The 11,874-nt window shown below is 73.1% G+C and carries 11 protein-coding genes; 6 read left to right on the forward strand and 5 right to left on the reverse strand.

The window, feature by feature from the left end; translation table 11 throughout:
* Positions 1–15: 15 nt before the first annotated feature.
* A complete protein-coding gene (locus GA0070623_RS09145) occupies positions 16–252 on the reverse strand; it encodes a ferredoxin (protein WP_067314812.1) in 237 nt (78 codons plus the stop codon).
* Positions 249–1,436, reverse strand: coding sequence for a cytochrome P450 (locus GA0070623_RS09150; protein WP_067314809.1), 1,188 nt, complete (start codon positions 1,434–1,436; stop codon positions 249–251). The genes GA0070623_RS09145 and GA0070623_RS09150 overlap by 4 nt, the downstream gene beginning before the upstream one ends.
* Before the next feature lie 365 nt (positions 1,437–1,801).
* Here GA0070623_RS09150 and GA0070623_RS09155 point away from each other — a divergent pair, with 365 nt between their 5' ends.
* From GA0070623_RS09155 to GA0070623_RS09170, 4 genes are all read left to right on the forward strand, one after another.
* A complete protein-coding gene (locus GA0070623_RS09155) occupies positions 1,802–3,148 on the forward strand; it encodes a KamA family radical SAM protein (protein ID WP_067314806.1) in 1,347 nt (448 codons plus the stop codon).
* Between the two features lie 29 nt (positions 3,149–3,177).
* Positions 3,178–4,434: a pyridoxal phosphate-dependent aminotransferase gene (locus GA0070623_RS09160; RefSeq protein WP_067314803.1), complete on the forward strand. Its 1,257-nt coding sequence runs from the start codon at positions 3,178–3,180 to the stop codon at positions 4,432–4,434.
* Between the two features lie 67 nt (positions 4,435–4,501).
* Positions 4,502–5,431 (forward strand): ACP S-malonyltransferase, encoded by a 930-nt coding sequence (locus tag GA0070623_RS09165; protein WP_067314800.1) that lies wholly within the window; start codon positions 4,502–4,504, stop codon positions 5,429–5,431.
* 24 nt (positions 5,432–5,455) lie between these two features.
* Positions 5,456–7,000: an AMP-binding protein gene (locus GA0070623_RS09170; RefSeq protein WP_067314798.1), complete on the forward strand. Its 1,545-nt coding sequence runs from the start codon at positions 5,456–5,458 to the stop codon at positions 6,998–7,000.
* A 316-nt stretch (positions 7,001–7,316) separates the two neighbouring features.
* Here GA0070623_RS09170 and GA0070623_RS09175 read toward each other — a convergent pair whose 3' ends face one another.
* Positions 7,317–8,912, reverse strand: coding sequence for an AMP-binding protein (locus GA0070623_RS09175; RefSeq protein ID WP_067314915.1), 1,596 nt, complete (start codon positions 8,910–8,912; stop codon positions 7,317–7,319).
* A gap of 160 nt (positions 8,913–9,072) precedes the next feature.
* Between GA0070623_RS09175 and GA0070623_RS09180 the strand changes: the two genes are divergently transcribed.
* Complete coding sequence (locus GA0070623_RS09180) at positions 9,073–9,321, forward strand: phosphopantetheine-binding protein (protein ID WP_067314908.1); 249 nt, start codon at positions 9,073–9,075, stop codon at positions 9,319–9,321.
* Between the two features lie 161 nt (positions 9,322–9,482).
* Here GA0070623_RS09180 and GA0070623_RS09185 read toward each other — a convergent pair whose 3' ends face one another.
* Complete coding sequence (locus GA0070623_RS09185; protein WP_067314910.1) at positions 9,483–10,349, reverse strand: aldo/keto reductase family oxidoreductase; 867 nt, start codon at positions 10,347–10,349, stop codon at positions 9,483–9,485.
* Between the two features lie 144 nt (positions 10,350–10,493).
* Here GA0070623_RS09185 and GA0070623_RS09190 point away from each other — a divergent pair, with 144 nt between their 5' ends.
* A complete protein-coding gene (locus GA0070623_RS09190; protein ID WP_407937995.1) occupies positions 10,494–10,928 on the forward strand; it encodes a winged helix-turn-helix transcriptional regulator in 435 nt (144 codons plus the stop codon).
* A gap of 30 nt (positions 10,929–10,958) precedes the next feature.
* On the opposite strand, the gene GA0070623_RS09195 is transcribed toward GA0070623_RS09190, so the two are convergent.
* On the reverse strand, positions 10,959–11,864 hold the full coding sequence (locus tag GA0070623_RS09195) for a proline iminopeptidase-family hydrolase (RefSeq protein WP_197700106.1): 906 nt from the start codon (positions 11,862–11,864) through the stop codon (positions 10,959–10,961).
* Between the last annotated feature and the right edge of the window lie 10 nt (positions 11,865–11,874).

The following is an 11,874-nucleotide window of genomic DNA, read 5'->3' on the forward strand; positions in this document are numbered from 1 at the left end:
GGTCGGGGCGGTGGTTCACTCCTCGGGCGCGAGCAGCGCGCCGGAGGCGGCGTCGCGGACCGTGATCGCGGACATCGGGCACATGTCGGCGGCGTCGATGACCGCCTCGTCGGGCTCGGTCTGCGGGGCCAGGGCGGACGCCTTGCCGTCCCGGATCTCGATCTGGCGGGGGGCCGCGCCGGCGCAGACCCCGGTGCCGATGCAGGCGTCCCGGTCGACGGTCACCGTCCAGCGGGTGTCCACCGCGCTCACCACGCCACCAGCAGCCGGTTCGGACCCCGGACCAGCAGGCCGGACTTCCACGACACCCCGGCGTCGCCGTCGGCCAGGCTCAGCTCGGGGAAGCGGTCCAGGATGGTGTGCAGGGCCACCTGGAGTTCCATCCGGGCGAGCTGCGCGCCGAGGCAGTGGTGCGGGCCGTGGCCGAACGCGACGTGCGGGTTCTGCTCGCGGGTGAAGTCGAAGGTCTCCGGGTTGTCGAAGACCTCCGGGTCGCGGTTGGCCCCGGGCAGGGAGACCAGCACCGGCTCCCCGGCGCGGACGGTGACGCCGCTCAGCTCCACGTCCTCCACCGCGTAGCGGGGGAACATGGCGGCCGGGTTCAGCGGGATCATCCGCAGCAGCTCCTCCACGGCCGCCGGCACCAGGCTCCGGTCGGCGCGCAGCTGCGCCATCAGCTCCGGGTGGGTGAGCAGCGCGTAGACGAAGTTGGGGATGTGCGTGGAGACTGTCTCGACGCCGGTGAGCAGCAGCCCGACCCCGGCGATGGAGAGCAGCTCCTGCTCGGTCAGCCGGTCGCCCTCGTCACGGGCCTTGACCAGCGCGCCGAGCAGGTCGTCGGTGGGCTGCTCGCGGCGCTGGGCGACCAGCTTGCCCATGTAGCCGAAGAGCTGTTCGACGTAGCTCATGAGCTGCTCGCTGGTGCTGGTCAGCCCCTCGGTCCAGATCCGGAACTGGGCGCGGTCCTCGAACGGGACGCCGAGCAGCTCGCAGATCACCGTGATCGGGAAGGGCAGCGCGAACATCTCCACCAGGTCGCCGGGCGAACCCTTGGCGATCATGTCGTCGACGTACTCGTTGGCGATCCGCTGCGCGTCCGCGCGGATCTCGTTGACCCGGCGGGCGGTCAGCGCCTTGCCGGCCAGCTTGCGCAGCCGGGTGTGGTCCGGCGGGTCGAGGCCGATGATGCCCTCGTAGGTCATCTCCTCGCGGAGGCGGGGCTGGTCCTTGCCCTGCGCCGCGGCCCGGCTGAACCGGGGGTCGGTCAGCACGGTCTTGACGTCCTCGTAGCGGGTGGCCAGCCAGGACACCTCGCCGTAGGGGAGCTGCACCCGGGCCAGCGGCTCGGTGCTGCGCAGCAGCCCGTACGCCGGGTCGATGTCGATCCCGGGTGACTCGCTGAACGGGTACTTGCGGATCTCCTGATCGATGGTCACGGGGCAACTCCCTCGGTTCGCACCGGGCGCACGGGATCGGGCGCTGGCGTCGATGTCTGCACGGCCGCTCGGTGCGGTACGGCGTATCCGGGCGACACGCCGGGCGCCGGCCGGACCAGGCGAGGGATACGTAATCAGGAAAGGAAATCCACCTACACCCCCGCGACGCCCCTAGCCGCCCCCTACCGGCCCCGCTAAGGGGCGGCTCTGGGGTGCCGTTAGGGGTCCGGGCGCAGCGGTCGCCACTAGCGTGTGGGCGAGGCAACGCGCTGTTGACCGTTGACCGTCGAGCGATTCTCGCGGGCGCGCACCGGTGATTGATTCACGCCACGTCGGTGGGCGCAACCCCCCATGGAGGATGGTTGATGTCCCTGCTCGTCTCCACGACCGCCGATCCGGGGCGGTTCCACTCCTTCGGGCCGCACCACATCGACGAACTCGGTGCCCGGTACGGATTGTCGGCCGACAATCTGCAGGCGATCCGCACCATTTCCCAGGTGCTGCCGTTCCGGGTCAACGAGTACGTCCTGTCGCACCTGGTCGACTGGGACCGCATCCCGGACGACCCGATCTTCCGGCTGGTGTTCCCGCAGCGCGGCATGCTCGCCGCCGACGACGAGCGGATCCTCGGCGACCTGCTGCGCGCCGGCGACCGCAAGGGGCTGCGCGGCGAGGTGGCCCGGATCCGGGCCGGGCTCAACCCGCACCCGTCCGGGCAGCAGCAGCACAACGTGCCGAGCCTGGACGGCCAGGAGTTGCCGGGCATGCAGCACAAGTACCGGGAGACGGTGCTCTACTTCCCGCAGCAGGGCCAGACCTGCCACGCCTACTGCACCTACTGCTTCCGTTGGGCGCAGTTCGTCGGCGACGCCGATCTGCGGTTCGCCGCGCCCGGCCCGGAGCAGTTGGTGACGTACCTGCACCGGCACCCGGCGGTGACCGACGTGCTGGTCACCGGGGGCGATCCGATGATCATGTCGACGGAGCGGCTGCGCAGCCACGTGGAGCCGCTGCTGCGGGTGGACACCGTGCGAACCATCCGGTTCGGCACCAAGGCGGTCGCCTACTGGCCGTACCGGTTCGTCTCCGACAGCGACGCCGACGACCTGCTGCGGCTCTTCGAGCAGGTGGTGGCGTCGGGCCGCAGTGTCGCGGTGATGGCGCACTTCAGCCACCCCCGGGAGCTGTCCACCGAGGTCGCCGGCCGGGCGATCGCCCGGATCCGGTCGACCGGGGCGGTGGTCTACTGCCAGGCCCCGCTGATCCGCTACGTCAACGACGACGCCCGCGCCTGGAGCGAGATGTGGCGGGCCGAGCTGGCCGTCGGCGCGGTGCCGTACTACATGTTCGTCGAGCGGGACACCGGCCCCCGGGACTACTTCCAGGTGCCGCTGACCCGGGCCGCCGACATCTTCCGCACCGCGTACCAGGATCTGCCCGGTCTGGCCCGGACGGTGCGCGGACCGGTCATGTCGGCCACCCCCGGCAAGGTGCTGGTCGACGGCGTGGAGCGCACCCCGGACGGCGACTTCTTCCAGCTCCGGTTGATCCAGGCCCGTGACCGGCGGCTGGTCGGCCGGCCGTTCCGGGCCCGCTGGTCGGCCGACGCGGCCTGGCTGAGCGACCTGGAGATCGACCCGAGCGCCCCGGCGGACGTCCTCGCCGCGGTCAGCCCCAGCGCGGCCCGCCCCGGCGCGGCCGTCACCACCTGAACACCCACCCACCCCGAAGGGAGCTGGCGATGGCCGGCCGGAAGATCTCGCCCAACCTCGCGCTCGACCAGCTGGTCGCGCAGCGGATCGCCGCGGGCGAGTCCATCGTGCACCTGGGCTTCGGCGAGTCCCGCCTCCCGGTGTTCGCGCCGCTGCGGCGGGCACTGACCGAGGGCGCCGACCGCAACGCCTACGGGCCGGTGGTCGGTGACCCGGACACCCGGGACGCGGTCGCCGGGTACTTCTCCCGCCGCCGGCTGCCCACCGAGGCGGACCAGGTGATCATCGCGCCCGGCAGCAAGCCGCTGCTGATGGCCCTGCAACTGGTGGTCGGCGGGGACACCCTGGTCGCCGCGCCGAGCTGGGTCACCTACGCCCCGCAGGCCCGGCTGGCCGGCAAGACCGTGCTGGGGGTGCCGATCCCGGAGTCCTGCGGCGGGGTTCCCGACCCGGCGGCGCTGCGGGAGACGATCCGCGCCGCCCGGGTGCTCGGCCACGACCCGCGCATCCTGGTGCTCACCTCGCCGGACAACCCGACCGGCACACACGCCCCGGACGACCTGGTCCGCGAGCTGTGCGCGATCGCCGAGGAGGAGGACCTGCTGATCGTCTCGGACGAGATCTACCGGGACATCCTGCACACCCCGGGCACGGACCTGCTCTCCCCGGCCGAGATCGCCCCCCGGCGGACGGTGGTGCTCACCGGGCTGAGCAAGAACCTGGCGCTCGGCGGCTGGCGGATCGGAGCGGCCCGGTTCCCGACCGGCGGGTGGGGCGAGCGGATCCGCGCCGACGTCGCCTCGGTGGCCAGCGAGATCTGGTCCACCCTGGCCGGACCGATGCAGTCGGTGGCCCGGTACGCCTTCGCCGAGCCACCGGAGATCCGCGAGCGGCTGACCGCGGACGCCGCGCTGCACGGCGCGGTGGCCGGTGCGGTGCACCGGATCATGGTGGACGCGGGCGCCACCTGCCGGCCGCCGACCGGCGCGTTCTACGTCTACCCGGACTTCGCGCCGCTGCGGGAGCCGCTGGCCGAGCAGGGCATCACCGACGGCGCGTCGTTGCAGCACCACCTGCTGGAGGAGCTGGGCGTCGCGGTGCTCTCCGGCCACCACTTCGGCGACCGGCCGGAGGCGCTGCGCTTCCGCGCCGCGACCAGCATGCTCTACGGCGACACCCCGGAGCAGCAGCGGCAGACCCAGACCGCGGCCGACCCGCTGGCCCTCCCGCACGTCGCCGACGCGCTGGTCCGCATCGAGCAGGCCCTGGCCAAGCTCCCCCGGTGACCTCCCGTCCCGGCTCCCCCGCCGACCGCGCCCCGGCCGGTCCGCCCCGACGACAAGGACGCCCCAGATGACCAGCGCCATCGTCTTTCCCGGGATGGGTCCGTGCGACTTCGCCGACGTCGCGAAGTTCATGCTCATCGACCGGGATGCCCGCGAGCTGCTCGCCGCCGCCAGCGACGCCCTGGACTACGACCTGTTCGCCAGGTACCGCGACAGCGACAGCGACTACTCCGAGTACGCCCAGGTGGCCTTCCTGGTCAACTGCCTGGCGTTGGCCCGCTGGGCGGAGCGGACCATGGACCTGCGGCCGGACCTGATCGCCGGCCCCAGCTTCGGGGGCAAGGCCGCCGCCGTGTTCAGCGGCGCGCTGGACTTCGCCGAGGCGGTCCGGATGACCGCCCGGCTGTCCCGGATCGAGACGGAGTACTTCACCGCCGAGCAACGGGGCGTGGTGACGATGTCGTTCGTCCGCACCCCGGGCGAGCGGCTGCGGGAGATCCTGGCCGAGCTGGACGAGGCCGGCGAGTGGTACGAGATCTCCTGCTACGTGGACACCGACTTCTGGATGGTGACCCTGCACGAGGAGCGCGCCGACTGGTTGACGCAGCGGCTGCGGGCCGGCGGCGGGCTGCCGCTGTACGTGATGGACCCGCCGCTGCACGCCGCCGCGTTCCAGCCGCTGCGTGACCGGGTGGAGGCGGAGCTGTTCGGGTCGCTGCGCTTCACCGACCCGCAGATCCCGGTCGTCGCCGATCAGGACGGCACGGTGTGCACCACCGCCGACGGCGTCCGGGCCATGCTGCTCGACGGGATCGTCACCCCGGTGCGCTGGCCGGAGGTGGTCGCCACCTTCCAGCGGCACGGGGTGGAGACGGTGCACGTCTGCGGACCGGACCGGTTGTGGGGCCGGGTCGGCGCCACCGTCCGCAATTTCCGGACCACCATCGTGGACCCCCGGCGGGCGATGCGGCCGATCCGCCGCACCGTGGCCGCCTGAGCGCGGCAGAGCACGGAGGACGAGATGACCCAGCACACCGACTACGCCCTGCACGGCCGGTTCCTCCAGGGGCTGGCCACCGCGCCCCGGGCCACCGCCCTGCACCTGCCCACCGGCCCGGTCAGCTACCAGGAGCTGCACGCCACCGCGCTGCACTGGGCCGGGGCGCTGGCCGCCGGCCCGGACGGACCGCCCCAGGTGGTCGGCATCCTGGCCGGCAAGACCCTGGAGTCGTACGCCGGCCTGCTCGCCACGCTGTACGTCGGCGCGACCGCCGTACCGCTGCACCCGGAGTTCCCGGCGGCCCGGACCGCGGGGATGCTCACCGCGTGCGGGGTCTCCACGCTGCTGCTCGACGAGGCCGGGTTGGCGGTCCGGGCGGAGCTGGGCGACGCGGTGGCCGGGGTGCCGGTGTTCGCGCCGGTGGTGGACCCGCGCGGCAGCGGCACCGGGCCACGGCTGTCGGTGGCCTCGGCGACGCCACTGGCCGCGCCCCGCCCCGCCGGCCCGGACGACCTGGCCTACGTGCTGTTCACCTCAGGGTCGACCGGGCGGCCCAAGGGAGTGCCGATCACCCACGGCAACCTGCGGCACTACTTCTCGCTGCTCGACGACCGGTACGACTTCGGCCCGAACGACCGCTTCTCCCAGTCGTTCGACCTGAACTTCGACTGCGCGATGTTCGACCTGTTCTGCGCCTGGGGCGCGGGGGCGAGCGTGCACCCGGTGCCGCCGGCGGCCTACCGGGACGTGCCGGCGTTCGTCGCCGAACGGCGCCTGACCGTGTGGTTCTCCACCCCGAGCGCGATCACCCTGGTCCGGCGGACCGGCCGGCTGGGGGCGGCGGCGATGCCGTCGCTGCGGTGGAGCTTCTTCGCCGGGGAGGCGCTGCACGCGGCCGACGCGGTGGACTGGCAGGCGGCGGCCCCCGGGTCGACGCTGGAGAACATCTACGGCCCGACCGAGCTGACGGTGACCATCACCGGGCACCGCTGGTCACCGCAGACCTCCCCGGCGCTCTGCGTCAACGGCCTGGTCCCGATCGGCGCCCTGCACGACGGGCACGACGGGGTGCTGCTCGACGCGGACGGCGCGGCCAGCGAGGTGGAGGGCGAACTCTGCATCACCGGCCCGCAGCTCACCCCCGGCTACCTCGACCCGGCCGACGACGAGGGCCGGTTCCTGCTGCGCGACGGCCGGCGGTGGTACCGCACCGGGGACCGGGTCCGGCGGCTGGACAACAAGGAGCTGATCTATCTGGGGCGGCTCGACTCGCAGGTGCAGGTGCACGGCTGGCGGGTGGAGCTGGCCGAGATCGAGCACGCGCTGCGCGGCTGCCCCGGCATCGAGGACGCGGTGACCGTGGCCCGGGCCGGCGCGGGCGGCACCGAGCTGGTGGTCTTCTACACCGGGCGGCCGACCGCCCCGGCGGAGCTGTCCCGGCAGCTGCGGCAGATCCTGCCCAAGGGGATGCTGCCGCGTTCGTACCGGCACGTGCCGGAGTTCCCGCTGAACTCCAACCGCAAGGTGGACCGGTCCCGGCTGGCCCGCGAGGCCGCCGAGGGCTGAGCCCACCTCCCCCACCTCCCCCACCTCCGCGCCTCCCCCGCCTTCCTTTCCCCCCAACCCTCCCCGGCCCGGACCACTCCGGGCCGGGGATCTCCATGATCGACACAGTTTCGTGGTTGTAGTGGCATCCGCGCGCGCGGATGCCACTACAACCACGAAACTGCGCGCCCAGCGCCCAGCGCCCCTCGGGCGGCGGGCGGCGGGCGGCGGGCGGCGGGCGGCGGGCGGCGGGCGGCGGGCGGCGGGCGGCGGCAAGGAAAACCCCTGGCCGGTCCCCCTCCTGAAGGGACCGGCCAGGGGCCGTCGGGGCGCGGGATCAGCTCCGCGTGGGCTGCCCGGCGCGGGCGGCGAGCAGCCGGCGGTCGACCTTGCCGTTGGCGTTGACCGGCAGCTCGTCGAGGACCCGCACCTGCTGCGGCACCATGTAGTCGGGCAGCGCCTCCAGGCAGAACGCGCCCAGCTCCATCTCCTCCACGCCGGTCACGCCCTCGTCGAGCACCACGAACACGGCCAGCACCGGGTCCTTGCCCTCCTGCGGCAGCATCAGCGCGGCGGCCCCGGCGATGCCCGGGAAGTCCCGGACCCGGCGCTCCACCTCGCCCAGTTCGACCCGGTTGCCGCGGACCTTGACCAGGGAGTCGACCCGGCCGATGAAGTACAGCTCGCCTCCCTCCCCCCGGTAGGCCAGGTCCCCGGTGCGGAAGACCACCTGCCCGCTGGCCGGGTTGAGCGGGTCGGGGACCAGCGCGGCGGCGGTGGCCTCCGGGTCGTTCCAGTAGCCGTGGAACAGGGCGGCGCTGCGCAGGTGGATCTGCCCGACGACCCCCGGGGTGTCGACCGGCCGGCCGTCCTCGTCGATCAGGAGCATCTCGGCACCCGGGTGGGCGTGGCCGATGGAGATCCGGTCGACCTCAGCGGGCAGCGGGTTCGGCACGTCGGTGAAGGACGCGGCGATGGACTCGCTGCTGCCGAAGCAGTTGACCACCCGGGCGTGCGGCAGGGCGCGGTGCAGCTCCCGCATCTCCGGCAGGGGGAAGTTCTCGCCGGAGTAGAGCACCCCACGGATCTGCTCGCCGAGCGCGGCCAGCCCGGCGAACTCGTGCCGCAGCACCCCCCGCCAGATCGACGGAACCCCGTTGACCTGGGTGGCGCCACTGTCGGCGAGGAACTGCACGAAGCGGCGCGGCCAGCGCAGCAGTGACCGGGGCACCGGCACCACGGCCGCGCCGCTGCCCAGGGCCAGACCGATGTCGAGCAGCGAGAAGTCGAACTGGAGCGGCGAGGTGGTGGCGACCCGGTCCTCGGCGGAGACGATGCCGTGCCGCAGCATGCCGCGGAAGAAGGCGAGCACGCCCCGGTGGCTCATCACCACGCCCTTAGGCCGGCCGGTGGTGCCCGACGTGAAGATCATGTAGGCCGGGTCGGTGGGCACCAGCTCGCGGCGGTGCCGGGTGCGCGGCGCGGGGGCCCGCTCGACCTGGATGCCGTCCGGGCCGAACCGGGCGGTGCCCAGCGGCGCGGGCACGGCCTCCCGGCGGCCGTCGACGGGTTGCAGGTGCAGTGCCGCCGCGGTGCTCTCGGCGATCAGCGCGAGCCGCTGGGCCGGCGTCTCCGGGCTGACCGGGATGAACGTCAGCCCCAGCGAGGAGCAGGCCAGGAAGACGGCGATGGCGGTCGGGGAGGTGTCCGACTCCAGGATCACCCGGTCGCCGATGTCCAGGCCGAGCTGGTCGAGAGCGGCGGCGTAGCCGTCGACCCGCTGGGCGAGCTGACGGTACGACAGGGAGCCGACCTCGCCGCCGACGACGTGGATGACGGCCGGCTTGTCGGGCGTCAGCCGGGCGCCCGCCAACAGGAACTCGTGCAGCGTCTCCACCGAGGCGTGCGTGCGCGCGAAGTTCTCTCGACTCATGGCCCGGAGCGTAGCGGCGGCCCCGGCCGTGCCCACCCGCATCGACCCCCCTAGCCGCCCCTTACCCCGACCTGCCGGCGACCGGAGATTTGTCGGGTCGTCACCGCCTGACAGCCGTTGTTAGCGTCTTCCTCACCCTGCACCGGAAGGAATCGCGGACATGTGGGATCAACGGTTCGAGGCCATCCTGCGCCAGCACCTGCCCTTCCTCGACGCCGAGGAGCCACTGCTGGGCGACACCAGCCTGCGCGACTCGGGCCTGGACTCCCTCGCCATGGTCGAACTGCTGGCGACGCTCGAGAGCGAGTACAACGTGCGGTTCGTCGACGAGGCGATGTCGATGGAGACGTTCGCCACCCCGCAGACGCTGTGGGGGGTCATGACCGAGCTGCTCGGCGCTCCCGTCTGACCGACCCGACCCGCGGAAAGGTCCCGTGACCGGAGCCGGTCACGGGACCTTTCCGTGCGGCGGGGGAGGCCGGCCCGCGCCAGGGGCCGGTGCCGACTCCCCGACTGCGGCCACCTCGTCGGGCGTCCGCCGGCCCGCGTCGGGGCCGGCGGGTCGACCCGTCAGCGGCCGATCTTGTCCAGCTCGGCGAGGTCCTCGTCCGACAGGGCGAGCCCCGCGCCGACGACGTTCTCCCGCAGGTGGGCCACCGACGAGGTGCCGGGGATGAGCAGGATGTTCGGCGACCGGTGCAGCAGCCAGGCCAGGGCGACCGACATCGGCGTCGCGTCCAGCCGGGCGGCCACCGCCGAGAGCGCCGCGGACTGCAACGGGCTGAAGCCGCCGAGGGGGAAGAACGGCACGTAGGCGACCCCCTGCTCGGCCAGCGCGTCGATCAGCGCGTCGTCCTGGCGGTAGGCGAGGTTGTAGAGGTTCTGCACGCACACGACCGGCGCGATCTGCTGCGCCTCGACGACCTGTTCCGCCGTCGCGTTGCTCACCCCGAGGTGCCGGATCAGGCCCTCCTGGCGGAGTTCGGCGAGCGTCCCGAACGCCTCGGCGAGTGAGCCGGGCCGGGTGCCCTGGGCGTCGCCCAGCCGGAGGTTGACCAGGTCGAGCACGTCGAGGCCGAGGTTGGTGAGGTTCTCGTGCACGGCCCGGCGCAGCTCCGCCGGCTGCCGGGCCGGGGGCCACCCGCCCTGCGGGTCGCGGGTCGCGCCGACCTTGGTCACGATGTGCAGCGCCTGCGGGTAGGGGTGCAGAGCGGCCCGGATCAGCTCGTTGGTGACGTGGGGGCCGTAGGCGTCGCTGGTGTCGATGTGGGTGACGCCGAGGGCCACCGCCTCCCGGAGGACGGCGAGCGCGCCGTCCGGGTCGGCCGGCGGCCCCATCACCCCGGGGCCGGCGAGCTGCATGGCGCCGTAGCCGAACCGGGTGACCGTCAGATCGCCCAGCGTCCAGGTGCCGCCGGGGAGGGACGTGGAGGACATGGTTCCTTACCTCGGATCTTCGTCGTCGGGCCAGGCGGTGCCTGGCGGGTGCCGGTTCCACTATCGTCAGGTAGCTTCCTGACGGGAAGTAGGCACCTACAGGTGCGTAACATTCCGACGGGAAAGGAAGACGCGGTGACGACGATGACGGCGGCCGAGCAGCGGTCCCGGGCCAAGGCGGAGTATGACGCGTTCGTGGCGCGGTGCCCCAGCCGCGACCTGCTCGACCGGATCTCCGACAAGTGGGTGGTGCTGGCGCTGGCCGCCCTGCGCGGCGACGGCGCGCAGCCGTTCGGCGCCGACTGCTCCGGCGAGCCCCGGCCGATGCGCTACTCGGAGCTGGCCCGCCGGATGGCCGGGGTCAGCCAGAAGATGCTCACCCAGACGCTGCGCTCGCTGGAACGCGACGGGCTGGTCGCCCGCACCGTCACGCCGACGGTGCCGGTCACCGTCACCTACGAGCTGACCGACCTCGGCCTCTCCCTGCACCAGGTGATCCGTGGCCTCAAGGGGTGGGCCGAGGCGCACATGGACGAGGTCTTCACCCACCGCGCGACATACGACGCCCGCACCGGCTGACCGGCGGGCGCGGGCGTCGTACCGGTCGGCTCAGAGCTTGTCGAGGAACTGGGTGAGCAGCTCGGTGAAGCGCTCCGGCGTCTCCAGGTGGGGCAGGTGGCTGGCGCCCTCGACGACCTCCCAGTGCGCCCCGGGGACGAGGTCGGCGAAGGGCCGGGCCGCCGCCGGGGTGACCTCGTCGTGCTCGCCGGTGATCACCAGGGTCGGCGTGTCGATCTGCGGCAGCCGGTCGACCAGCGAGTAGTCGCGCAGCGTCCCGGTGATGCAGAACTCGCTCGGCCCGTTCATCGTGTGGTACACCGTCGGATCGCTGTTGATCTCCATGAAGGTGGCCATCAGCTCCGGCGGCAACGGCTTGCACCGGCAGACGTGGCGTTGGTAGAAGACCATCATGGCGGCCTTGTAGGCCGGGCTGTCGGTGGTGCCGGCGGCCTCGTGCCGGCGCAGCGTCGCGTCCACCCCGGGTGGCAGCGCCGCCCGCAGCACGTCCAGCTCCGTCAGCCACAGCGGGTACGACGCGGGCGCGTTGGCGATCACCAGACCCCGCAGCCCGGCCGGCCGCCGCACCGCGTGCGCCGCCGCCAGCACCCCGCCCCAGGACTGCCCGAACAGCACGTACTCCTCGGCGATGCCGAGCCGGCCCAGCAGGTTGTCCAGCTCGTCGAGGAACAGCTCCACCGTCCAGAAGTCCGCCCCCCGGTCCCGCAGGTGGGTGGAGCCGCCGTTGCCGAGCTGGTCGTAGTGCACCACCGGCCGGCCGGATCGGCTCAGCCCGGCCAGGTTGAGCAGGTAGTCGTGGCTGCTCCCCGGGCCGCCGTGCAGCACCACCAGCGGCGGCCGGTCGCCGGGCAGCTCACCGGTGACCCGGTACCAGGTCCGGTACGCGCCGAACTCGACGGTGCCCTTGACGGTCGGTGCCAGTGTCATGTCGTCCACTCCCGCTGTC

Origin of the sequence: Micromonospora rifamycinica (genome assembly GCF_900090265.1) — a bacterium.
Lineage (GTDB): Bacteria > Actinomycetota > Actinomycetes > Mycobacteriales > Micromonosporaceae > Micromonospora > Micromonospora rifamycinica.